General features: G+C 50.4%; 22 protein-coding genes. 9 read left to right on the top strand and 13 right to left on the bottom strand.

The annotated features are described in order from the left end of the window. Nucleotides 1-374: 374 nt before the first annotated feature. The 4 genes from rplU (at nucleotide 375) to folA (ending at nucleotide 2,796) form a co-directional block, all read left to right on the top strand. Nucleotides 375-686 (top strand): 50S ribosomal protein L21, encoded by a 312-nt coding sequence (rplU, locus tag D9T21_RS10240; RefSeq protein ID WP_105935712.1) that lies wholly within the window; start codon nucleotides 375-377, stop codon nucleotides 684-686. 15 nt (nucleotides 687-701) lie between these two features. Continuing rightward, entirely contained in the window at nucleotides 702-959 is a 258-nt protein-coding gene (rpmA, locus tag D9T21_RS10235; RefSeq protein ID WP_105935713.1) for a 50S ribosomal protein L27, read from the top strand. A gap of 163 nt (nucleotides 960-1,122) precedes the next feature. Continuing rightward, entirely contained in the window at nucleotides 1,123-2,271 is a 1,149-nt protein-coding gene (gene cgtA / locus D9T21_RS10230; protein WP_123324848.1) for an Obg family GTPase CgtA, read from the top strand. Between the two features lie 30 nt (nucleotides 2,272-2,301). Next, on the top strand, nucleotides 2,302-2,796 hold the full coding sequence (gene folA / locus D9T21_RS10225) for a type 3 dihydrofolate reductase (RefSeq protein ID WP_241155679.1): 495 nt from the start codon (nucleotides 2,302-2,304) through the stop codon (nucleotides 2,794-2,796). Nucleotides 2,797-2,837: 41 nt separating this feature from the next. On the opposite strand, the gene rpoS is transcribed toward folA, so the two are convergent. The 10 genes from rpoS to D9T21_RS10175 form a co-directional block, all read right to left on the bottom strand. Next, the gene (rpoS, locus tag D9T21_RS10220) at nucleotides 2,838-3,809 is read right to left on the bottom strand and encodes an RNA polymerase sigma factor RpoS (RefSeq protein ID WP_377908087.1); all 972 of its coding nucleotides are present in this window, start codon (nucleotides 3,807-3,809) and stop codon (nucleotides 2,838-2,840) included. A 94-nt stretch (nucleotides 3,810-3,903) separates the two neighbouring features. After that, nucleotides 3,904-4,743, bottom strand: a complete 840-nt coding sequence (locus D9T21_RS10215; protein WP_241155678.1) for a peptidoglycan DD-metalloendopeptidase family protein — start codon at nucleotides 4,741-4,743, stop codon at nucleotides 3,904-3,906. Then, a complete protein-coding gene (locus D9T21_RS10210) occupies nucleotides 4,740-5,318 on the bottom strand; it encodes a YqaA family protein (RefSeq protein ID WP_123324846.1) in 579 nt (192 codons plus the stop codon). The genes D9T21_RS10215 and D9T21_RS10210 overlap by 4 nt, the downstream gene beginning before the upstream one ends. Beyond that, the gene (locus tag D9T21_RS10205) at nucleotides 5,315-5,950 is read right to left on the bottom strand and encodes a protein-L-isoaspartate(D-aspartate) O-methyltransferase (protein WP_123324845.1); all 636 of its coding nucleotides are present in this window, start codon (nucleotides 5,948-5,950) and stop codon (nucleotides 5,315-5,317) included. Before D9T21_RS10205 ends, D9T21_RS10210 begins: the two co-directional genes overlap by 4 nt. 41 nt (nucleotides 5,951-5,991) lie before the next feature. After that, complete coding sequence (gene surE, locus D9T21_RS10200) at nucleotides 5,992-6,735, bottom strand: 5'/3'-nucleotidase SurE (protein ID WP_105935718.1); 744 nt, start codon at nucleotides 6,733-6,735, stop codon at nucleotides 5,992-5,994. A 45-nt stretch (nucleotides 6,736-6,780) separates the two neighbouring features. Continuing rightward, nucleotides 6,781-7,839 (bottom strand): tRNA pseudouridine(13) synthase TruD, encoded by a 1,059-nt coding sequence (gene truD / locus D9T21_RS10195; RefSeq protein ID WP_123324947.1) that lies wholly within the window; start codon nucleotides 7,837-7,839, stop codon nucleotides 6,781-6,783. A gap of 5 nt (nucleotides 7,840-7,844) precedes the next feature. Next, entirely contained in the window at nucleotides 7,845-8,315 is a 471-nt protein-coding gene (gene ispF / locus D9T21_RS10190; protein ID WP_123324844.1) for a 2-C-methyl-D-erythritol 2,4-cyclodiphosphate synthase, read from the bottom strand. A 9-nt stretch (nucleotides 8,316-8,324) separates the two neighbouring features. Next, nucleotides 8,325-9,065, bottom strand: a complete 741-nt coding sequence (gene ispD / locus D9T21_RS10185; RefSeq protein ID WP_123324843.1) for a 2-C-methyl-D-erythritol 4-phosphate cytidylyltransferase — start codon at nucleotides 9,063-9,065, stop codon at nucleotides 8,325-8,327. 40 nt (nucleotides 9,066-9,105) lie between these two features. Next, nucleotides 9,106-9,396, bottom strand: a complete 291-nt coding sequence (gene ftsB, locus D9T21_RS10180) for a cell division protein FtsB (protein WP_206427258.1) — start codon at nucleotides 9,394-9,396, stop codon at nucleotides 9,106-9,108. A 49-nt stretch (nucleotides 9,397-9,445) separates the two neighbouring features. Then, the gene (locus D9T21_RS10175; RefSeq protein WP_164464641.1) at nucleotides 9,446-11,158 is read right to left on the bottom strand and encodes a TIGR03545 family protein; all 1,713 of its coding nucleotides are present in this window, start codon (nucleotides 11,156-11,158) and stop codon (nucleotides 9,446-9,448) included. A gap of 329 nt (nucleotides 11,159-11,487) precedes the next feature. On the opposite strand from D9T21_RS10175, the gene putA reads away from it, so the two are divergent. Continuing rightward, nucleotides 11,488-15,288 (top strand): bifunctional proline dehydrogenase/L-glutamate gamma-semialdehyde dehydrogenase PutA, encoded by a 3,801-nt coding sequence (gene putA, locus D9T21_RS10170; RefSeq protein ID WP_123324841.1) that lies wholly within the window; start codon nucleotides 11,488-11,490, stop codon nucleotides 15,286-15,288. 75 nt (nucleotides 15,289-15,363) lie between these two features. Here putA and D9T21_RS10165 read toward each other — a convergent pair whose 3' ends face one another. Then, on the bottom strand, nucleotides 15,364-16,017 hold the full coding sequence (locus D9T21_RS10165; protein WP_164464640.1) for a TIGR04211 family SH3 domain-containing protein: 654 nt from the start codon (nucleotides 16,015-16,017) through the stop codon (nucleotides 15,364-15,366). 130 nt (nucleotides 16,018-16,147) lie between these two features. Here D9T21_RS10165 and D9T21_RS10160 point away from each other — a divergent pair, with 130 nt between their 5' ends. Together D9T21_RS10160 and D9T21_RS10155 are read left to right on the top strand one after the other, a co-directional pair. Beyond that, on the top strand, nucleotides 16,148-17,653 hold the full coding sequence (locus D9T21_RS10160; RefSeq protein WP_123324839.1) for a CYTH domain-containing protein: 1,506 nt from the start codon (nucleotides 16,148-16,150) through the stop codon (nucleotides 17,651-17,653). A gap of 24 nt (nucleotides 17,654-17,677) precedes the next feature. Beyond that, nucleotides 17,678-18,760 (top strand): helix-turn-helix domain-containing protein, encoded by a 1,083-nt coding sequence (locus D9T21_RS10155; RefSeq protein WP_164464639.1) that lies wholly within the window; start codon nucleotides 17,678-17,680, stop codon nucleotides 18,758-18,760. Between the two features lie 18 nt (nucleotides 18,761-18,778). Here the strand turns inward: D9T21_RS10155 and D9T21_RS10150 are convergent, their stop codons facing one another. Then, nucleotides 18,779-19,024: a YfhL family 4Fe-4S dicluster ferredoxin gene (locus D9T21_RS10150; RefSeq protein WP_105935727.1), complete on the bottom strand. Its 246-nt coding sequence runs from the start codon at nucleotides 19,022-19,024 to the stop codon at nucleotides 18,779-18,781. Between the two features lie 117 nt (nucleotides 19,025-19,141). Next, a complete protein-coding gene (gene mutH / locus D9T21_RS10145; protein WP_123324837.1) occupies nucleotides 19,142-19,819 on the bottom strand; it encodes a DNA mismatch repair endonuclease MutH in 678 nt (225 codons plus the stop codon). A gap of 115 nt (nucleotides 19,820-19,934) precedes the next feature. On the opposite strand from mutH, the gene rppH reads away from it, so the two are divergent. Beyond that, nucleotides 19,935-20,465, top strand: a complete 531-nt coding sequence (gene rppH / locus D9T21_RS10140; RefSeq protein ID WP_105935729.1) for an RNA pyrophosphohydrolase — start codon at nucleotides 19,935-19,937, stop codon at nucleotides 20,463-20,465. A gap of 44 nt (nucleotides 20,466-20,509) precedes the next feature. After that, complete coding sequence (ptsP, locus tag D9T21_RS10135; RefSeq protein ID WP_123324945.1) at nucleotides 20,510-22,804, top strand: phosphoenolpyruvate--protein phosphotransferase; 2,295 nt, start codon at nucleotides 20,510-20,512, stop codon at nucleotides 22,802-22,804. Nucleotides 22,805-22,854: the final 50 nt, after the last annotated feature.

The raw sequence follows: 22,854 nt of genomic DNA, 5'->3' as shown, positions 1-22,854 counted from the left end.
ATAAATATTACCGTCTATCCAGTGAATTAGATTAATTTCGCCATAATTAACAGCCCTACCGGGATAAACAACACGCGATCCTGGGATCGGTATGTGGCGATCCCAGCGACTATGAGACAAACACAATCTACAGTATAGTAACAGATGCCAACCGCATGAGTTTGAAATTGTTGATAAATATGAATAAAAACAAGCGTTTTGGTTAGCCGCTAAACCTGTTAAAATGGTCGCTCTGGCCGGTGATCGATAACTTCGCTCGAAAAATAAACTTTTTTCGCATTATGGGGTTGTGATCGAAAATTGATTCACGTACAATTCGCGCCCTGTTTTAGAATTGAAAGCGCAATAAATTTAGGCGCAGAGCGGAGAAAGTTATGTACGCGGTTTTCCAAAGTGGTGGTAAACAACACCGTGTGGCCGAAGGTCAAACCGTTCGTCTCGAGAAGATCGAAGTCGCTCCAGGCGACAGTGTAGAGTTTGATAACGTATTAATGGTTAGCAATGGTGACGACGTTAAAATCGGCACGCCATATGTTGCCGGTGGTAAAGTGACTGCTGAAGTTGTTACACACGGTCGTGGCGATAAAGTAAAAATCGTTAAGTTCCGTCGTCGTAAGCACTCGCGTAAGCAAGCGGGTCACCGTCAGTGGTTCACTGAAGTGAAAATCACTGGTATTAACGCATAATAGGAGCATAGACACATGGCACACAAAAAAGCTGGTGGTAGTACCAAAAACGGTCGCGACTCAGAAAGTAAACGCTTAGGTGTTAAGCGTTTTGGTGGTGAGTCTGTGCTGGCCGGTAACATCATTGTTAGACAGCGCGGCACTCGTTTCCACGCTGGCAACAACATGGGTATCGGTAAAGACCACACCCTGTTCGCATTAGCTGACGGTAAAGTTAAGTTCGAAGTTAAAGGACCTAACAACCGTAAGTTTGTGAGCATTGTTGCTGAATAAAGCGCAATCGTTTACTGATTTAAAAAACCCCGCGCTTGCGGGGTTTTTTATTGCAGGTAACATAGCAGTTTATAATTATCGGAGTGAAGAAACGGCCCTGCTGGCTATCCACTTCGATAAAGTGAGTTACAATTAAAAGTTTAGGGTTCGGTCCGGGGTAAACATGAAATTTGTAGATGAAGCTGAAATTCGAGTTGAAGCAGGTGATGGCGGCAACGGTACCATTGGATTTCGTCGCGAAAAATATGTCCCTAAAGGCGGTCCGGACGGTGGTGATGGTGGCGATGGCGGTAGTGTGTACTTACAAGCCGACGAGAACCTGAACACCCTTATCGATTACCGTTTTGAGCGTTTCCATCGCGCGGAACGTGGCCAGAACGGTATGGGCGGTAACTGTACGGGGAAGGCCGGTGAAGATCTTACTGTGATGGTGCCCATCGGTACCCGCGCAACCGACGCCGATACCCAGGAAGTACTGGGCGATTTAACCCGTCATGGTCAGCGTTTAAAAGTAGCCCAGGGCGGTTTCCACGGTCTTGGTAATGCTCGTTTTAAAAGCAGTACTAACCGGGCGCCACGGCAAAAAACCAACGGCACCCCGGGTGAAATTCGTAACCTTAAGCTGGAACTAATGCTGCTGGCTGATGTTGGCTTGTTAGGTTTACCGAATGCCGGTAAATCCACCTTTATTCGTTCGGTCTCTGCGGCCAAACCAAAGGTAGCGGATTATCCTTTTACTACGTTGGTACCTAACTTAGGCGTAGTCAGACAGGATGCACAACGCAGCTTCGTTATTGCGGATATTCCGGGGCTAATCGAGGGCGCATCCGAGGGAGCGGGTTTAGGTATTCGCTTCCTTAAGCATCTTGAGCGCTGCCGGGTTCTGTTGCATCTGGTTGACCTGATGCCAGCCGATCAGTCTGATCCGGCTGAAAATGCCATTACGATCATTAATGAACTTGAGAAGTACAGCCCCAAGCTGGCGGGCAAGCCACGCTGGCTGGTATTTAATAAAATCGATCTGTTACTCGAGGAAGAAGCCGAAGAGTTGTGCCAGCAAATCGTCGACAAGCTTGAATGGGACGGACCGGTATTTTATATCTCTGCATTCCAGCGCATCGGTCTGGAGCCGCTGTGTCTCGAGATTATGAACTTTATTGAGAATCTGCCGGACGAACTCGAGGAAGAGCAGGATAACCGCGAAGTTGAGTTTAAGTGGGATACTTATAACCCCGAGCCTGAAGTGGATGACGACGATGACGACTGGGACGATGATGACGACTACGACGTTGAAGTGATCTACCGTAAGTAATCCGGCTTTAGCAGTTAGGTGGTAGTAAACATGAAAATAGCGATGATTGCCGCAATGGCGAACAACAGGGTGATTGGCAAAGATAACCAGATGCCCTGGCATATGCCGGCGGATTTGGCCCATTTTAAACGCACCACGCTTGGCAAACCTGTCATTATGGGGCGCAAGACCTACGAGTCCATTGGCAGAGCCTTACCGGGACGCCTGAACATTGTCATCACTACTGATACCAGCTATCAACTGGCAGATGCTGAGGTGGTAAATTCTATCGAAGATGCCCTCAACCAGGCACAACAGCAAGCGCCTGAAGAGGTGATGATTATTGGTGGCGGTAAAATTTACAGCAGCCTGCTTGCAAAGGCCGACCGCCTGTATCTTACACTGATAGATTTAGACACCGACGGTGATACCCATTTTCCGGATTATCAGGCTGATGGCGAGTGGCAGCTTGTTGAGGAACAGGCATGTGGGCCTGACGAGAAAAACCCGCACCCTTATCGCTTTGTCACTCTGGACAGACAATAAATACAAAAACGCCCCTGTCTAAGGGGCGTTTATTTATCTGATTAGCTCAGGCGACTAAAGACGCTTTCTAAATCGAGGCCCTGACTGCTAAGCATGTCTTTCAGACGACGCAAGCCTTCTACCTGAATCTGACGTACCCTTTCACGGGTCAGACCAATCTCAGCGCCTACATCTTCCAAAGTAGATGGTTCGTAACCCATGAGGCCAAACCGTCTTGCCAGCACTTCACGTTGCTTGGCATTGAGCTCCTGCAACCAGGACACAATATTCTGTTTAATATTGCTATCCTGAAGTTCGTCTTCCGGACTGGATTCGTTATCATCGGCCAGAATATCGAGCAGTGCTTTGTCGTTTTCGCCACCGATGGGAGTATCAACGGAGCTGATGCGTTCATTCAGACGCAGCATCTTGCTGACTTCATCAATAGGTTTATCGAGATGCAGAGCAATGTCTTCTGCAGTTGGTTCGTGGTCCAGCTCCTGAGCCAGTTCACGCGCCGCACGCAGATAAACGTTTAATTCTTTCACCACATGAATTGGTAACCGAATAGTCCGGGTCTGGTTCATAATGGCTCGTTCAATAGTCTGACGAATCCACCATGTCGCATAAGTTGAAAATCTGAAGCCGCGTTCCGGATCAAATTTTTCCACTGCCCGAATCAATCCAAGATTGCCTTCCTCAATAAGATCCAGCAGTGCCAGGCCTCTATTGTTGTAACGTCGGGCAATTTTCACTACCAACCTGAGGTTGCTAACGATCATTCGTTTACGGGATGCTTCGCAGCCTTTCAGTGCCCTGCGCGCAAAATGCACTTCTTCTTCTGCGGTGAGCAGAGGTGAATAGCCAATTTCGCTCAGGTACAACTGAGTTGCATCCAGTGTTTTAGAGACCTCTTCCTGGTTTAACCAGGTTTCGGTCTTGGTTTTTTCATTTTCTTCATCTAACAACTCGTCGTCTTTGATATTTTCATTAACTTCGATGTTGTCTACTTCGTCTTGGGGGGTTGCGTCGATGACAGCGATATTTTGTTGACCCACAACTGTATCTCCTGCGTTGTTTTACCTTACGACGTTCTCCTGATTTCTTAATTATTATTATTATTTATTGTTATTGTTTGTTTGGTAGATATTTCATCGGTTCTACTGCTTTTCCCCGATAGCGTATTTCAAAATGAAGCTTAACCCTGGTAGTACCGGTGTCGCCCATTTTCGCAATTTCCTGACCCGCGCTAACCCACTCTCGCTCACTAACCAGTATGCGGTCACTGTGGGCGTATGCACTTAAAAACGATTCGGTATGTTTAATTATAATAAGGTTCCCGTATCCGCGCAGCGCGTTACCAGCGTATACAACTTTCCCTGAGGCAGCAGCAACGACTTCGCTGCCCTGATTTGAGTAAATGTCGACCCCTGTTTGGGTGGTCTGACCATTACTATTTGATAATTCGATTCGACCTTGTGCAGGCCATATCCATTTTTCAACACGTTGTGGAAAACCATTAATCTTGGGTTTACTCACAACTCCTTTTGTGTTGTTAACATCTGGTTCACAATTACAATACGCCTGGCTATCTTTTTGGTCAATAGACATTTTTGGCTTTTGCTTGCTGGTTTGACCAGTCATATTATTGACAGTGTGAGATTTTTTTGACACTCTCTCCGAACTTTGCAAATTCAGAGATTGCCCCGGATAAATGTTGTAGGGTTCAGACAACGAATTCCATTTCGCTATGTCCCGGTAATCATTCCCTGTGTACCAGGCAATCGCATAGAGTGTGTCGCCGGCCTTTACCGTGTAATTGGTTAGCTTTTTCTCGGCTTCAGGGTAGTGCTGACTATTAAGCACTACTAGCGGCGCCGGACGTTCCGGACCAGCGCAGCTTACTAACGATATGCTGGCAATCAGGCTAATGACGACGCGCATCACGCTAGTGCTGTTAAAATTCATCGTAGCATCAAATAAGCGACAATCGCCAGTCCAACCACTGCCCAACCGAGCACTTCCACGTACTTACGCAATTGCTCTTCCATTCTTGCGCCGCCCCACTTCATTAGTGATGCCACTAAAAAGAATCTCGCACCCCGGCCTATCGCCGATGCGATTAAAAAGGGCAGAAAAGCCATCTGTAAGAAGCCGGCACTGATAGTAAAGACTTTATAGGGAATAGGAGAGAATCCGGCCAGAAAGACCACCCAGACGCCGTAGGTTTCAAACCAGCCAATGGCGGTTTCCAGTTTGTGCGCGTAACCAGACGATTCAATAAATGGCTGGAGTAGCGTATCGAAAGCAAAGAAGCCCAACAGGTAACCGGCTACACCACCTACAATAGAAGCCAGCGTGGTGATCAGGGCAAAATGCCAGGCCCTGGATGGCTGCGAAAGTGACATTGGCGCCAGCATGACATCAGGCGGAATAGGAAAAATCACCGATTCGGCGAAGCTCAGCAATGCCAGGTAACGACTGGCGGCCGGGTGTTTAGACCAGCGTAAGGCCAGGTCGTAACAAGGTTGGAATAATTTCAAAGGAGATCTCCGGCCACCAGGGGCACAAAACGAACGGCTTCCACAGTGGTGCTGTGCAGCTCGCCCTCAATTTTATCGATGCACAACAATTGTTGTTGATCATCGCCCACTGGGATCACCAGTCGGCCGCCTTCATTAAGCTGATCGGTCAGCGCCTCGGGCACGCTGCTGGCAGCAGCAGTAACAATAATACAATCGTAGGGAGCTTTACTGCTCCAGCCTTGCCAGCCATCACCGTGCTTCATTTTTATGTTATGTAAATCCAGTTGATTCATGCGCCGTTTAGCCTGAAATTGCAGGGCTTTGATGCGCTCAACCGAGAATACCTGAGGAAACAGCAGCGCCAGAATGGCAGTCTGGTAGCCGGAGCCGGTACCAATCTCCAGCACTGAACTGGCGGGATTAGGAGCTGCCAGCAGCAGCTCACTCATTTTGGCAACAATGTAAGGTTGCGAGATGGTTTGTCCCTGACCAATAGGTAAAGCCGTATTCTGATAGGCTTTATGCTGCAATGCATCCGGTAAAAAGCGTTCGCGGGGAACACTCGCTACTGCATTGAGCACCTTTTGATTCGAAATCCCTTCGTCGCACAACAGCTGTGCCAGTGCATCGCCTTTTCTTGTTGTTCTCATGTGTCATTAATTCTTGTTACGGGTTATTTTTCTTATCGGGCTTACATTTCAAGCCATTTTTCCATTTCTGCAATACTGTCGCGGGCTGTCATATCAACACTTAAGGGGGTGACAGAACAATAGCCATGGGCGATAGCGTGAAAATCTGTTCCCGGTCCGGCATCCTGTTCTGCCCCGGCCGGTCCATACCAGTAAATTGGCCGTCCAAAAGCGTCCTTGGCTTTTACCATAGACTCTGCGCGGTGGCGTCGCCCCTGACGGGTAACCTTCACACCTGCTAATTCTTCATAAGGGAGGTCCGGCACATTAATATTCAGGATCTGATTAGCAGGCAGCGGGTGAGTGATTAATTTTTCAATCACTTCTACTACCACCCGGGCTGCGGTTTCAAAATGCCCGCCATCGTAGTTACACAACGACACCGCAATGGCTGGCAGACCCATGTAACGCCCTTCAGTGGCGGCGGCTACAGTACCGGAATAAATAACGTCGTCACCCAGATTAGCGCCATGATTGATGCCTGAGACCACCAGTTCAGGATCCTCTTCCAGAAAACTGTTAACGCCCAGGTGGACGCAATCGGAAGGCGTACCGTTTACGGCAAAAAAGCCGCTGTCCATTTTCTGAATGCGCAATGGCTGATGCAATGACAAGGCATTACTCGCCCCGCTGCAGTTGCGGTCGGGGGCAATGACCGTTACATCATGCTGTTTTGCCAGTGCGGCGTGCATAGTGGCAATGCCTTTGGCAAAAACGCTGTCGTCATTACTGAGTAGTATTTTCATAAGCTGTTAACGTATACCGGTTGTATCTACAGGAAATGGATTCCATCAGGCTAATTCGGTGGTAAGCAGACATTCTCTTAAAACCGTAGTAGCAAAACAGCCTGAGGGCAGGAAAAACCGAATGATTAATGTATCACCTTGCTGACTGCATTCAAGCCGTTGGGGCCAAATAATCGCCGCGCGGCGTTCCATGCTGAGTTTCTGGCCGGCTAAAAACGATGTTACCTCGGGATAACCGGCGGCTGTTTGTAGTTCTGTCGCTCTGGCTTCACCGGCTGAGCCAATATCGCCTTTTCCCCACAAGGGGACAGTGGTGGATAAATCCTGCCGGTTTAATCGCTCGGCAAGAGCTTCAGTTTCCTCATCGGCAACAAATATACTGTTAGAACCGGTGAGATTAATGACATCACCGGGCAAAATAGCTTGCAGGCGGCCCTCGGCGATGCGGGCCGACAGCATTTCATTAAACAGCCAGCTGCGTAACGCTGATAATGCCATAGATCGTTTATTACGATTTTTAATGACCTCACCATTTAGCATGCGTTCTGCCATCAGCAGATTGCCGCCACGGTTTACCTCGCCGCTTTCACTGATGCGCTGGATGCCAAAGCGCTGGCTGCCATAATAATTGGGTACGCCTTGTTGGGCGGCCTGATTGAGCCGGTTTATTACCGCTTCCGGGTCGCTTACGTCACGCAGGGTAATTTCAAAAGTGTTGCCTTTCAACTGCCCGGTGCGTAACTTTTTATTATGGCGCTGTACCTGCAGAATACGTGTACCCTCGAGGGTGAACTCGTCCCAGTTAAATTCTGCTTTGCCCGGAACGTGCAAACCAAACCACTGCCGGGTGACGGCATATTTATCCTTGCGGCCGGCATACGTAACCTGCCGGAGTGGCAAACCGCAGAAACTGGCCAGCTGTTCTGCCATAAAAGCGGTATTGAGCTGGGTTTTCTCAAGCTCGATATAGATATGCTCTCCCTCTCCGGACAGCGTGTAGCCAAGCTCTTCGGTTACTTTAAAGTCTTCGACCTGTTGCTTCAGCAGCCCGCTGGCGACAGGCTTTTCGTTGAGGTACTGCCAGTGTTCCGTGTTTAATTGCATGGTATTCACTTAGTAATCAGCACCACTGCGTGTGCCGCAATGCCCTCTTTACGCCCGGCAAAACCGAGCTTTTCGGTGGTCGTTGCCTTCACATTGATTTGATCGGTGTCGACTGCGCAGTCTTCTGCCAGTAATTGCTGCATGGTAGCAATATGAGGCGCCATCTTGGGCGCTTGGGCAACGATAGTCATATCAGCATTGACCAGCTTATAGCCCAGGTTATGTAACCGGGCTATTACATCACGCAATAATCCGCGACTATCGGCACCGGCATAGGCGCTGTCGGTATCCGGGAAGTGCTTACCGATATCGCCCAGTGCGGCTGCACCTAACAGTGCGTCGCAGAGGGCATGGATAAGTACGTCGCCGTCTGAGTGGGCGAGCAGACCCTGTTCATAGTCAATGGATACACCACCAATAGTAATCGGGCCTTCGCCACCGAATTTGTGAACGTCGTAACCGTGTCCGATCCGCATATGTGTCACTTACCTGCTTTGTTGTAAATAAAATTGCGCCAGCGGCAAATCTGCCGGGCGGGTAATCTTGATGTTGGCCGGATCGCTGTCGATTAACTCAACTGTATAACCGGCAAACTCCATGGCTGAGGCCTCATCGGTGACCACTGCGCCAGCCGATAATGCTGCCGCCAGCGCTTCACGTAACCTATCCGCTCTGAATAACTGAGGGGTAAGCGCATGCCAGAGGTTATCCCGCTCTTCCGTTTTAAGCACCACCGGGTTGGCAGTATCTGCGCTGGCCCGTTTCATGGTGTCGCGAACTGGCGTAGCAAGAATGCCGCCCCCAAAATGCTCTGCGTCAGTACGCTCAATTAAGCGGCTAATGTCACTACTGTTTACGCAAGGACGCGCGGCGTCATGCACCAGGGCCCACTCGTTATCGGCTAACTCAGCAAGCGCGTTGTTTACCGACTCAGCCCGACTTGCTCCTCCGTCTACTATAGTCAGCCATGATGCATTCTGCAGCGGCAACTGGCTAAAGTATTGATCGTCGGGGCTCAGAGCTACTACCACTCTGGATATGGCTGGATGGGCCGCCAGTTTTAATAAGGTGTGCTCCAGAATCGTTTGCGAGCCAATGGTGAGATATTGCTTGGGGCGGTCGGCCTGCATCCGTGAACCAATACCTGCCGCGGGAACCACGGCAACAATGGATGTATTAGCTGTGCTCAAAGGTATGTTTCTCTTTGTTGTTTTTTTGATGGTCATTGTTGGGGTGGATTAATGAAACCAACGCTAACTGTGCCACTTAGTCATCTTCGCTGGGCAGTATGCGGTAAAAGGTTTCACCCCGTTTGATCAGGCCAAGCTCGTTTCTTGCTCTTTCTTCTACCGCCTCAAGGCCGATAGTGAGGTCGCTGATATCAGCCTTTAACAACGCATTGCGCTGCACCAGGTTGGCGTTTTGCTGATGCTGTTTTTGCACTTCCTGTTGTTTGGCCAGATAGTCAGGAATACTGTTTTTCCCGAGCCACAGGCGATACTGCAGCGCGCCTAACAGCGCCAGCAGAATAAAAAGAATTGCCCGATCTCGCCACACAATGAACACCTGTTCGAATTAGTCGAAGTTATTATGCCGCGCCGGATGCTCAACGTCCATCCAGTTTATCGAACAGTTTGTTCAGCAGCTTGTCTTTCTGTTTTTCCACTGCGTTTTTGAAGGTCGCCTGCAGTAACTCCTGCAAAGCGGCTTCATCGCGCTGAGTGGCGCTCAACCAGGTTGATATATTGCCCAGTTCGCTGGCCAGGTTGTCATCCTGACTGCCTACCAATCCCTGTAATTTACTATTCAGTTCGTCGAGTTTATCCTGCTGTGAGGCGCTGAGGCTGGATAATGCCGCGTTGGCCAACTGGCGGTCGAGGTCAGATGAAAAGCCAAAATTTGGTGCACTTAAGGTGCCGCCAATGTTCATAGTCATATCAAGCTGTTGCAGGCTATCGAGCAGGCTGGCAATGGCGTTGGTGAGGTTGTCGCTGCCCGTTGCTGCCATGGTCAGCTTAGTCAGATCCACAGTGCCAGAGCCATCCAGCATATTATCGGTGATCTCAAGCGAGCCACTGGCCGCTAGTAAGGCCTGTTTAATGGAGGCATCAAGGCGCGGATTATCGCTCAGCGAGACGCTGTCTAATAATAAGCCGGCAATCTGCCAGGTCTGCGAGGCATCCAGCCCGTCAGAATCCATAAAAAACTGCCCCTGCGTAGCAAACTTTTGTGCACCTTCGGCAGCGGCATTGAGTATGAAGGTAGTAGGGTTGCCAAATACCGAGTGCTGGTTGGTGATATTTTTCCAGTCACCGGTGAGCAGGGTATCCTGCCAGTTAACGGACAGGTTGGCCTGCCTGACTAATACCTGCAGAGGCGTACCGGGTTGTTCATCTTCTGTTTGCGCTTCGCCGCCCTTGAGTAAGGGCACCAGTATGTCAAAGGCGCTGAATAAATAGCGGTTGTACTGAGCCGCTTTATCGCCGAATACCGCTTCGGTTAGCTGCGACAGGGCGGCCTGGTCGCCAGCGTAAACACCTTTAAGCAGTTCATAATCCTGCTCTGGTGCCGCTTTTAAGGTTTTCAAAGCGCCGCTCATTGCGGTTCTTGCCTCACTGGCTTTTTCTCTGAACGTGGTGATTTTTTCTTTATCGGTGCGAATTTGTTGCTTTAATTCATCAAAAGCTGCTTTGGCTTTTACTACTTCTGCCGGATTTTTAAAGTCGGTTTCGCGAAGTTTTTGAATTTCTGCTTTGTAAAACTCAAGGCGGGATTTGTCTGGCAACGCCTGATAATCAGTTTTAAGCTCGGTGGCGTAGGTGTCGTAGGTTGTTTTGGCGTCTTCCACTGCCGCGGTGGTTTTCAGTGGCGAACGTTCCAGCAATTCATCTACCGTTGGCAGGGCTTCCTTCGCTTCGCTAAGGATTTCATCGAAGCTTTGTCCTTCCGGTTGGCGCAGCACTTTGCCCGGCTCAGGACGCGGCTGATTAAAAGCAACATCCAGCAAATCCACCTGATTCATAATCAGTTGGTCAGACAATAAGGGCATCAGTTCCACATCGCCTGCCAGACGCCCTACTACCAGTTGATTGTTTTGTGGCTGAGCCGGATCGGTAAAGCCTATCTCAGTAACTTCGACTTCCAGAGGAAACAACCTGTGCTCAAAGCCGCCAATGTTCACTTCTGCGCCGTGGGCCTGGGTAAGCTGGGCTTCAAGCACTGATTTAATCAGCATGTCAGCAAACAGCCAGTAGATGATCACCGGGGTGAGAATTATCCCGGCTATCCAGACGGTAAACTTAGTGGCTCGACTCTGCATAACTTGCTCCTTTACTGTGATACACGCCATTTCCGTCAGGCTGTTAGATATCGCACAGCGACGCAGTGCAGCGGCTCTGCCTTGACGCGCAAAAACTGGCCGGTTAATGTGGCAACAAAATCTTACGTTAGTTCACCGGCTTTCTCGTCACGGGCAGGTCTGGGGGAATACCCCGGCGCAGTCGTCTTGGTTAGAATACACAACCTTTGTTAACAGAGCGCTTCAATGAGCGCTTTTACAAATAAAACAGTGATCTGTATTCAAACTGCCGCGTTAAAAAACGGTGATAATCTTAATTTTTATACGACAGAAAGTACACAAGGGGTTCAATGTTAACTAAAAGCACGTTTACGACTACCAGCCCGATCCGACAGTTGATCCGCGATTATTATCGCATCCCCGAAACTGACGCGGTCGACCAGATCCTGCCGATTGCCGAAGTCAATCCTCGCGCCCGCAGCCGGGCGTGGGAACGCGCCCGACGAATGGTGCTTAAAATTCGGCGCGATCAGGAGGGCCATGGTGGCGTTGACGCTCTGCTGAATGAATATTCTCTGTCTACCTCGGAAGGCGTGGTATTGATGTGTCTGGCGGAAGCGTTATTGCGGGTGCCGGATAAAGACACCCAGGATGAACTGATCCGTGACAAATTATCCAAAGGTCAGTGGACCCCACACCTGGGCAACAGTGAATCGCTGTTTGTTAACGCTTCATCATGGGGCCTGTTGTTTACCGGCAACATGGTCAACTATGCCGACAAACGTAAGAGCGAGCAATTCGGCCTTTTGAAAAAGACTCTTGGCCGCCTTGGTGAGCCGGTGATCCGCCGGGCCATGAATATTGCCATGCGCGTAATGGGCCGCCAGTTTGTTATGGGCGAAAGCATCGAAGATGCGGTAGAACGCGCTCAGGAAAAAGAAAAGAAAGGGTACGTATATTCTTACGATATGCTTGGTGAAGGGGCTCGCACCTTTGCCGATGCAGACCGTTATTACGATGCCTATGTAAAAGCTATCAAGGTAATTGGTAAAGCCGCTGCCGGTAAAGGGCCGCGAAAGTCGCCGGGGATTTCGGTAAAACTGTCGGCAATCCATCCGCGCTATGAGTTTTCTCACTATGAGCGGGTGATGGAAGAGCTGCCAGAAAGACTTAAATCACTTTGCATGATGGCCAAGGAATACGATATTGGCCTTACAGTGGATGCTGAGGAAGCAGACCGGCTTGAAACTTCGCTGGATATTATCGAGAAGGTGTTCCGCGATCCGGATCTTGATGGCTGGGAAGGATTTGGTCTGGCCGTGCAGGCTTATCAGAAACGCGCCATCCATGTTATTGAGTGGCTGCGCGAGCTGACTGTGGATGTTGGCCGCAAAATGATGGTTCGTCTGGTGAAAGGGGCGTACTGGGATACCGAAATCAAACTCACCCAGACAGCCGGTGTGGATGCATTTCCGGTGTTTACCCGTAAATCGTCTACCGACGTGTCATACCATGCCTGTGCTAACCAGTTGCTGGAGTACCGGGATACGATTTATCCTCAGTTCGCTACACACAACGCCTATACGGCATCAGTGATTGTTGAGCTGGCCGGCGATGACAAACAAGGTTTTGAGTTCCAGTGTCTGCATGGCATGGGCGATACGCTGTACGACCAGGTGGTTACCGAGGAACAAATACAGTGCCGGGTGTATGCGCCGGTTGGTATTCATGAAGACCTGCTGGCTTACCTGGTACGCCGCTTATTGGAAAATGGCGCTAACTCTTCGTTCGTTAACGCCATTGTGGACGATAGCAAGCCGGTAGAGGCGTTGCTTGAAGACCCGGTAGAGCTGACTCAGCGTCTGACGTACCGCTACAACAAGCAAATCAATAAAGCCTCAGAGTTGTTTGCCCCGGAGCGGGTCAATTCCAAAGGCATGGATCTTACCGATCTGAATACCGTTAATACTCTCAAGTACAACTTAGGGCGTTATGCGCGTCAGTACGTTGTGCAGCCGGAAGATGTGCCGGAAGGTGCGGTGCCGGTGAAGAACCCGGCCAACCTCAACGATATTGTGGGTTATCACCATTATGCCGATGAAGCGGCAATCAAAAAGGCACTGGATAACGCTGAAAGCGGTTTTCAGGAGTGGTCGGAGCGCTCTGCCAGTGAACGGGCAATGCTGCTGAATCAGGTTGCGGATTCTCTGGAACGGCATATGGACGAGCTGATTGCGATATGTATCCGTGAGGCGGGTAAAGTAACTCAGGACTCAATCGACGAAGTACGTGAAGCCGTGGACTTCTGTCGCTATTATGCTGCCAGAGCCGTGGAGCTTAGCCAGGATGAACGTCTGGTACCGCGTGGCGTGGTACTTTGTATCAGCCCATGGAACTTCCCGCTGGCCATTTTCCTTGGTCAGGTGGTCGCCGCGCTGGCAACCGGTAATACCGTAGTGGCCAAACCGGCTGAGCAAACCAGTATGATTGCTTTGCGTGCAGTGCAGATGATGCGCTCGGTGGGCTTACCGGATAACGCCTTACAACTGGTTATTGCCAAGGGACCGGATGTGGGCAACGTATTGCTGCCGGATGAGCGCATTAAGGCGGTTATTTTTACCGGCTCAACCCAAACCGGTACGCTGATTTCCAAAACACTGGCCCAGCGTGGTGGTGAACAGGTCCCACTGATTGCCGAGACTGGCGGCCAGAACTGTATGATCGTTGATTCAACCGCGTTGCCTGAGCAGGTGGTGGATGACGTGATCCATTCCGGCTTCCAGAGTGCCGGTCAGCGCTGTTCTGCATTGCGGGTCCTGTTTGTTCAGGAAGACATCGCTGATAACCTGATTAAAATGCTCACCGGTGCGGTGAAGGAGCTGACCATCGACGATCCGTCGTGGTTGAGCACTGATGTGGGCCCGGTAATTGACCAGAAAGCCCTGTCTTCGCTGCAAGAACATGCCGAATACATGAAAGAAAAAGGCAAGTTGCTTTATCAGTCAGAGCTGCCGGAAAGCGCAAAAGACGGTACATTCTTCCCGCCAACCCTTTATGAAATCAGTGATCTGAGCGTATTAAAACGCGAGGTGTTTGGTCCGGTTGTACACGTGGTGCGCTTTAAAGGTAAAGAGCTCGATAAAGTGCTTAAGCAAATCAATGATACCGGTTATGGCCTGACCATGGGGATTCATTCCCGTATAGAAGAGCGTGCGTATGAACTGGCTGCCCGCTCACGGGTAGGTAACGTATACATTAACCGCAACATGATTGGTGCCATTGTAGGTGTTCAGCCATTTGGTGGTCGTGGATTATCCGGCACCGGGCCAAAAGCGGGTGGCCCAAGCTACCTGTCGCGCCTGATGATGGAAAAAGCTACGCCGAAACCCACCATTCTGGAAGAGCCTGAAAGTATCGATGATGCGCTGTCGGGTGGTGACACCCAGCACGAAGAAGCGGCTGCCATTATGCGTAAGGCAACCGAGACCGAAGAAACCTGGCGCTATCTGCCGCTGCATGAGCGGATCTCCAAGGTGCGTCAGCTGCTGGCTAAACTGGCAACGGTAGATATCGTTGAAGAGTTGGCCGATGACCTTAACCGCACACTGGCTTCTGCCCGTTCGCAGTTAATCAGCATCGATAAAAAACTCGCCAAACCTACTGTATTGCCAGGACCAACGGGTGAGTCGAATAAGCTTTACCTTGAGCCTCGTGGCGTACTGGTCTGTTTCGCCGATAAGGAAGTAGCGTTCGAATACTGGATGCTGTCTATCGTATCAGCCCTGGCTACCGGTAACTGCGTAGTGTCTGTTGTCTCGGACTTGTTCTATGAAGAAGCGCTGGCAGTGAAAGAGAAGTTTAAGGCAGTAGGAGCGCCTGATGGTGTATTCCAGGTTGCCAGACTAAGCCATCTCGACGCGCTGTTAATGGATGAGCAACTGGCCGGTGTGGTCGTAGACAGTAATACCGAACGTACTGCTCACATTACTGCGATGTTAGCCGAACGTCAGGGCGCTATCCTGCCGGTAATCACCGCTGAATATAACGATAAGCTGATTCAGCGTCTGATGACCGAGAAAACTATCAGTATCGATACTACGGCATCGGGCGGTAATACCTCGCTGATGACCATGGTAGACGAAGACGAGTAGCCAAGTTTTAAAAAACAGGTCATCAAAAACGAAAAAGGGCGCTTATTTAAGCGCCCTTTTTGATTGGCAAAGCCATTACATCCAGGAATCGTTGCGGCGACGACGTTTTGGAATAAAGGTCACGATAATGCCAAGTATAACGCCGGCACCCGCAACAATACCGCCATAACTGAACATCCTGTAACGCTCCTGGGTATCCTGATCGCTGATTTGCGCTTCCAGCGACGAAACCGATTGTTGTGATTCATTCAGCGCCGCTTCCAACTGAGCATTTTGTTGTTTTACCTGCGCCAGCTCCTGGCTCAGTTCGGCGTTGCGTGACTGAACCCGGTTAAGCTGCTGTTCGCTGTCGGCGAGACGCTGACTTAACTGCGGTAATTGCGCCCGGCGGGAAATAGTGTCGATAAGATACTGAGTTTCTACCCACCCCTCACGACCGTCGGCATCGCTGATTTGAGAAAAGTCATTTTCACTGTTGGTTTGCAGCACGGTTACCGGTAATCCGGCTTCAATAGAACCCAGGATCCGGTAATTACGCCCCGGTCCGGAATGCATGTAAACAATAAGGTTATCGGCAATATAGTGATCGCTATCGGCCGATAAGGTATCTGAAGATTGCTGAGCCGCGGCTGGCAGGCTCACAATAACCAGGCCGAAAAGAAAAGGTAGCAAGCGCATGAGTGTCTCTACATCATAAAATAATGCTCTGATGTTAGGGGCTGATACCATGAAAGGCAAGTGCTTCCCGACATACATTGTTATTGCTGGCGGTCTGCGGCGCAGCACCTATTGCTAAATAACCCATCGGCAGGTAATGTAGCCGGACTATCTCGCAACTGCTTATGAGTACGACTGTTCCATGTCGGAAACCGAAATCAAATTTGTGCTGCGCGAAGATCCGTTGGCCGCACTTAAAAACAACCTCTTCACCGCCTTAACGTCGCAGGATATCTCCATTGAGGAAAAAGGTCAGATCGATCTGCTCAATGATTATTACGACACCACCGATCACTTGTTTCAGCAAAATAAAATTGGCATGCGAGTTCGTGGTGCCGATGGTCGCTACGAGCAAACGGTAAAAACCACCGGGCAGGTTAGCGGCGGCCTGCATCAGCGTTTGGAATTTAACGTTGATTTGGATAGTCCGGAACCCGACTTGACCCTGTTTAATGATGTGCCGTGGCCACCAGGGCATAAGGCAGACACGCTAAACGAGCAGTTGGAAAAACAGTTCGGCACGCATTTTAACCGGACTACCTTTGATATTAGCTATCCCGATGCTGAAATTGAACTGGTTTACGATAACGGTAAAGTTGCTGCGCAACAGCAGGAAGCACCGATCCGCGAAATCGAGCTTGAGTTAAAAAGCGGCGAACTCAGCCGCATGTTTGAGCTGGCAAACCGGCTGGTGGATGCACTGCCGGCGAGGTTAAGTGATACCTCCAAAGCGGCCCAGGGATATCAGTTACTGCACGGTGTTTCCCACAAAGTAACGCCGTTACCGGACTTCCTGCCACTGAAAGAGAATATTTCTACCGAAGAAGCATTTTGCCGTGCGCTGGAGTGCGGATTAGTGCATTGGCAGAAACATGAACACCTGTACTTTGAAACCGGCGCGACCAAAATGCTCACTGAGGTTACCCGGGCAGTGCGAATGTTGCTGCAAACAGTGTCGCTGTATCTACCGGTTTTGCAATGCCCGGCTATGCTGACACTGCATAAGCAACTGCTCAGTTATGCCGATAACTGGCTATGGCAGGACGATTTACAGAGTTTAAGATTGTTGCTGTCAAAGAAAAGCCTGTTTAATAAGAAGCTGTCCCGCTATCCGGCACTGATCAGTTACCTGCAGGGGCGGCAGGCCGGCTTGGTGCAGGCCCATGACCCTGCCAGCCGGCTTTTTCAGTCTGCGCCCTCAAAGCTAAAACTCGCTATTGCTCAGATGCTGCAAAGCAAACCCTGGCGTTCCGAGGTAAAAGGCTATGACATGCCGCTGATGGAGCATGCCAAGGGCTGGCTATCGCAAGGCTGGCAAACCATTCTGCAAACCATGCCTATCCAGCGTCGTATGTACGCTTCCAATTATACGTCAGTAGAAATGCTGTTGCGCCAGACCTTGTTTAACGGCTTTTTACTGGCCGATATGTTTGAAGACAGTCGTGGCCACTTCCGCGCGCCTTGGTTGGATATTTTAATCGGTATCGATGAACTCAATGCTTTGTTATTATTGAAAAAGTCAATTTTTGATGCCGAGTTGGCCGAGCAACAGGAGTTGCTGGAGTGGGTTCATGAGAAAACCCACGGGCTGCTCAATGTGATGGAAAGAAGTCGTCAGGTTGCCATGACCGGCGAAGTGTACTGGTAACTGATTACCGCGGAAAAAAATACAATGTCCACTCAACACATGATCCCACTCTGGAGCGCAGGTGCGCTGACTGTGCTGTGGCTGTGCCTGCTGTTTAAAGTTAGCAGGAATAAGATTGCAGCGAAAGACTATCAGGGATTCTGGCTGGCCATACTGAGCTGGCCGCTGCTGCTTAGCAGTGAATTATGGCAGCTGGTTGGCGGCGCATCACCCTGGTTGGCAGCGGCGGCAGTGGTTGCAATGCCGCTATTGTTGGCCGGGATTTACCGTAACTTACTTGCGATGCTGTGGCGTAAGCCAAAACTGGCACTGTGGCCGTTTTATGCGGCAGGTATTGGATTGTTAGTGTTAGTGGCTATTCAGGGGGGGCTGCATGGCAGTGACTGGCAACAATGGCCGGGGTTTGCTCCGCTTGGAGAGCCGCTTAGTTACTGGGCTGTGTATTTAAGTTGTTTGATTGCGGCCTTTTTATTTTTGTACATCAGTATTGTGCTGATTGAGCAATTACAGCAATACCATCACGAATTACCCTTGCAGGTAGTGGATACTGAAATGTATCACATTAAAGGGCTGAGCGGCGCCAGCGGGTTTGCTGTCGGCATGGCTTTCTGTCTGGCGATTGTGGTTGCCGCCGTTGCGTTTGGTTTTTTACCGCTGACATTCTGGTTGGCCTGGTTTCATTTAGGATTGGCTCTAACTACGTTGGTGTTGCTGGCACAATTGAGCCGCGCTCACCGGCCGTCACCGTCACCCTTCGACCACTACGCCATGAGTGCAGCGCCGAAAATGTCGCAGAGCACTGCTCAGGCGCTGTTAAAACGTGCCGAAGCCGCGGTGATCAGTCAAAAAGCTTACAAAGAAATAGGCCTGACCCTGGCGGTGTTTGCTGAGCGGGCCGGCATGTCTGCCAGTGATATTTGTCTGGCGTTACTGGCGGGTAAGAAAACCCATTTCCGTGGGTTTATCTACCAGTATCGAATGAAGTATGCCAAGCAGGTATTAATGGGGTCTGACACCAAACTCGACAGTGTCACCAAACGCCTGAAGCTGGGGACCAATGGCACCGCCAGTCGCAGCTTTTTAAAATACCTCGAAAGCCGCCGTTAAGGTTAAGTGCCACTGGCGTTACGCATACATGGCAGCGTATTTTTCGGCGAGCTGATCCAGAGTTTCTTTATTGGCCGGATCCTGCTCAATACATTCTACCGGGCAAACATCCACACAACGCGGTTCGTCGTAGTGGCCCACACACTCAGTGCAACGTGCAGTATCTATCTGATAAATCTCGTCACCCATACTAATGGCTTCGTTTGGACACTCCGCCGGACACAAGTCACAGTTAATACATTCTTCGCTAATTAATAATGCCATGGTTACTCTCCGGGCCAGCCAAATTCAGTATTGTGACTGTATATAAGTCTTTATTTATATGCAAAGCCGTTGACGCTATCGCTTGATTCAGGTCAAAGGCAAAATGAGAAACGATGGTTATTGCTGGAAATGGGTCTGCAGGATCAGACTGGTAAACTGTTTGCGCAGATAAAAGCCCCGTGGTCGGGTTTGAATTTTATTGCCCTCGGCATCCAGGGCATCGGTTAGCACCTGGCCACTGGCAGCCTTAGGACGAAGCTGCATGACCTCGCCATGCCGGGCCGTCACTGACTCAACCTTGCCAAGGGCGATCATCTCGGTGAGTTCTTCCCAGTCCTGCTGTAACAGGGCATTTTGTGCTTCGTTGGGTTGCCACAGAAATGGCGTAGCAATGCGCCGCTCAGCTACCGGTATCTGCCGTTCGCCCTCAACCGGTACCCACAGAACACATTGCAGCTTGTTTTTGACGTTACAGGTTTGCCAGGTGATTAACGGTGGCAGCAGTAAGGGGGCATAACAGACGTAAGTGGTTTCCAGCGGCTGGCCGAACTGATTAATTGGCAGGGTTTTGAGTTCAACCCCGAGTTCCGGGAAATCCTGTTGTGGCTTAGAGCCGGCGGTGGCGCCCAACCAGGTTTCAATCAACTGACCTGTCCAGCCTTTGTGGCGTTTAAAGTCCCGTGGAATAGCAATACCGGCCATGTCTGCCAGCTCGCCAAGAGTGAATCCGGCAATCGCCTGGGCGCGGCTTTCCAGTTCTGATAAATCAGCGGGTGCACAGGTTGGTACTTGCAAACCTTCTATCCCTTAAAAAACCATTACGTTAAACATATGTGATAAATACTTTGCATGTACAAAGGTTTGTGAAAGAATGCTATCACAGAACAATATAAAGTGCCCGGGAGTCTGAGTGATAGATACCGATGGATTCCGTGCGAATGTGGGCATAGTGATTTGCAACAAAATAGGTCAGGTATTTTGGGCAAGACGTTATGGCCAACATTCATGGCAGTTTCCCCAAGGCGGAATAGATGAAGGGGAAACTGTAGAGCAGGCAATGTATCGTGAGTTACATGAGGAAGTAGGGCTTACCCCGAAAGATGTAAGCATTCTGAGCGTGACACGAAATTGGGTGCGATACAAACTGCCCAAACGGTTAATAAGGCAAGGCAGTAATCCGGTTTGTATAGGACAAAAACAAAAATGGTTTTTGTTGCAACTGGATTGCCAGGACAAAGACGTAGATGTACTGAAATCCGGTCATCCGGAATTTGATGACTGGCGCTGGGTGAGTTACTGGTACCCGGTGAGAAATGTGGTGTCCTTTAAGCGCGATGTCTACCGCCGTGTAATGAAAGAATTTGCCGGGACGGTGATCACCTCGCAGCCGCGACACCAGCATCATCATTCAAAGCAGCATCGTCGCAAACGACGCGGATAAGGGTAGGGTCACTCTTGGCGGCAGAAGCGGGTCGAAAAAACAGTATTCTAACGGTACTTAAGAGTATCGTTCAGGAGGTCAACCAAATCCCCCGGTTGACCGATGCACTGTTTCGTCTGGCTGAACGCGTTAAGCAAACCATGGGCGTTGACTCCTGTTCCATTTACCTGGCCGACTACAACTCTCAGGCTTTTGTTCTTAAAGCCACTGATGGCCTCGCGCCCGACGCGGTAGAGCTGGTTAAAATTGGCTTTTCTGAAGGCCTGATCGGGCTGGTAGGGCAGCGTGAAGAGCCGCTCAATATTCAGGACGCACCCAACCACCCGCGCTTTAAGCACTATCCGGAAGTTAAAGAAGAAAGTTATCACGCTTTTCTTGGCACCCCGATTATCCATCAGCGTAAAGTGCTGGGTGTTATCACCATGCAGCAAAGCGCTAAGCGTAAATTCAGTGAAGATGAAGAAGCCTTTCTGGTTACGCTGGCGGCGCAAATTGCGCTGGAAATATCCCACGCAGAAACCCGTGGCGCACTCAATCCGATCGCCGGCATTTACGCTGGCCACATTCAAAAGAATGTACGCGGCGTGCCAGGTTCGCCGGGTCTGGCCATGGGCGTGGGTTATTCGCCTCATGCCGCCTACACGCTGGCTACCTGGATTGTAAAACAGTCGGATAATACCCAGCAGGAAATTGATTATTACCGCAAAGGGGTAGAGGTCACCCGCACGCAGGTCGAAGCGCTGTCGCAGCGGCTGGAAGGACAGGTGCCCGATGATGTAAGGGCAATCTTTCAGCTTTATCATCAATTACTCGACGCCAACAGTCTGGGGCGCGAGGTCGAGGCAAAAATACGCGAAGGCTGGGATGCGGCGTCATCATTAAAGCTGGTGGTGGAAGCTTATGCTGCCCGGTTTGAGGCGATGGATGATCCGTACATGCAGGAACGGGCCATCGATATTGTGGATTTATCCAACCGGATCCTGGTTAATATTCTGCAGGTTATCAGTGGCAAGACAGAATCCGTCAGCGATCGCCCCAGTGAGGCTAGCATTCTGGTGGCCGAAGAAGTCTCCGCGCCAATGCTGGCGGAATTTCCTAAGGAGTTTCTGGCCGGCATAATATCCATTCGCGGCTCCAATAACTCCCACGCTGCTATTCTCGCCAGAGCCATGGGCGTGCCGGCGGTTATGGGTTGTCAGAATGTGTCGCCAACTCTGCTTGAGAAAAAAGAAATCCTTCTCGACGGCTATGCCGGCGAGGTTATTGTGTCGCCTGAAAAGGCAATCAAGGCAGAGTTCAGTCAACTCATAGAAGAAGAGAAACTCCTCTCAGAGCGCATCGACAAAGAAGCCGACAAGCCCTGTGAAAGTGAAGACGGCTGCCGGATTAATTTGCAGGTGAACGCTGGCTTATCGGCGGAGATAGAAACTGCTGTGCGCTCCGGTAAAGTCGGTATAGGGCTCTATCGTACGGAAATTCCGTTTATGATGCGTGAGCGCTTTCCGTCTGAAAGCGAACAGGTAGAGCTGTACCGCAATGTGCTGTTAAGCGCGCCGGATCGCGAAATTGTCATGCGTACGCTGGATGTAGGCGGTGACAAACCTTTACCGTACTTTCCGATAACCGAAGAAAACCCGTTTTTGGGCTGGCGTGGGATCCGCCTGACCCTGGACCATCCGGAAATTTTCCTGGTGCAAATCCGCGCCATGTTACGCGCCAGTATTGGCTTACAGAATCTCAGCATTATGCTGCCGATGATTTCCAGCGTTGGCGAGGTAAATGAGGCACGCCGGCTGGTGGAGCAGGCGTTTTTCGAGGTAGAAGAAGAGGCTAGGCTCCAAGGCGAGCGGCTTTATCGCCCGCGCCTGGGGATAATGCTCGAAGTGCCCTCGGTGTTATATCAATTACCGCAACTGGCAAAAAAGGTCGACTTTTTCTCAGTCGGCAGTAACGATTTAACCCAGTACCTGCTTGCCGTAGACCGCAACAACACGCGCGTAGCCAGCTTGTACAACAGTTACCACCCGGCAGTACTCTCGGCCTTGTATGACATTGCCAAACAGGCCGACCAGTATCAGGTACCGGTATCAGTGTGTGGGGAAATCGCCGGTGAACCGGGCGGCGCCATTTTGCTGATGGGGATGGGCTATCGAAAACTCAGTATGAATGCCTTTAACCTGCGTAAGATTAACTGGGTGGTGCGTAATGTAAACCTCAGTGAGGCGCAGTCATTGCTGTCTTGTGCATTAACCTCCGACAGCTACGAAGAAGTCTTTAATCACATCAATCAGTATCTGGAAGTTAAAGGGCTCGGTGGATTAGTCCGGGCCGGTTCTTAAATTCATCATATTACAGGGCTATGCTAACGCCTCTGTAAGGTGGACTTATG

Source organism: Marisediminitalea oceani (assembly GCF_003731635.1).
In the GTDB taxonomy this organism is placed as follows: domain Bacteria; phylum Pseudomonadota; class Gammaproteobacteria; order Enterobacterales; family Alteromonadaceae; genus Alteromonas; species Alteromonas oceani.
Note: the sequence above shows the minus strand (reverse complement) of the source record. Positions and strands in the feature narration are given on the sequence as shown.

Bases quoted from the DNA above. Each gene is read 5' to 3' on its own strand.
- rplU (WP_105935712.1), top strand. From the start codon at position 375: ATGTACGCGGTTTTCCAAAGTGGTGGTAAACAACACCGTGTGGCCGAA.
- rpmA (WP_105935713.1), top strand. From the start codon at position 702: ATGGCACACAAAAAAGCTGGTGGTAGTACCAAAAACGGTCGCGACTCA.
- cgtA (WP_123324848.1), top strand. From the start codon at position 1,123: ATGAAATTTGTAGATGAAGCTGAAATTCGAGTTGAAGCAGGTGATGGC.
- folA (WP_241155679.1), top strand. From the start codon at position 2,302: ATGAAAATAGCGATGATTGCCGCAATGGCGAACAACAGGGTGATTGGC.
- D9T21_RS10215 (WP_241155678.1), bottom strand. From the start codon at position 4,743: ATGAATTTTAACAGCACTAGCGTGATGCGCGTCGTCATTAGCCTGATT.
- D9T21_RS10205 (WP_123324845.1), bottom strand. From the start codon at position 5,950: ATGAGAACAACAAGAAAAGGCGATGCACTGGCACAGCTGTTGTGCGAC.
- surE (WP_105935718.1), bottom strand. From the start codon at position 6,735: ATGAAAATACTACTCAGTAATGACGACAGCGTTTTTGCCAAAGGCATT.
- truD (WP_123324947.1), bottom strand. From the start codon at position 7,839: ATGCAATTAAACACGGAACACTGGCAGTACCTCAACGAAAAGCCTGTC.
- ispF (WP_123324844.1), bottom strand. From the start codon at position 8,315: ATGCGGATCGGACACGGTTACGACGTTCACAAATTCGGTGGCGAAGGC.
- ispD (WP_123324843.1), bottom strand. From the start codon at position 9,065: ATGACCATCAAAAAAACAACAAAGAGAAACATACCTTTGAGCACAGCT.
- D9T21_RS10175 (WP_164464641.1), bottom strand. From the start codon at position 11,158: ATGCAGAGTCGAGCCACTAAGTTTACCGTCTGGATAGCCGGGATAATT.
- putA (WP_123324841.1), top strand. From the start codon at position 11,488: ATGTTAACTAAAAGCACGTTTACGACTACCAGCCCGATCCGACAGTTG.
- D9T21_RS10165 (WP_164464640.1), bottom strand. From the start codon at position 16,017: ATGGTATCAGCCCCTAACATCAGAGCATTATTTTATGATGTAGAGACA.
- D9T21_RS10160 (WP_123324839.1), top strand. From the start codon at position 16,148: ATGTCGGAAACCGAAATCAAATTTGTGCTGCGCGAAGATCCGTTGGCC.
- D9T21_RS10155 (WP_164464639.1), top strand. From the start codon at position 17,678: ATGTCCACTCAACACATGATCCCACTCTGGAGCGCAGGTGCGCTGACT.
- D9T21_RS10150 (WP_105935727.1), bottom strand. From the start codon at position 19,024: ATGGCATTATTAATTAGCGAAGAATGTATTAACTGTGACTTGTGTCCG.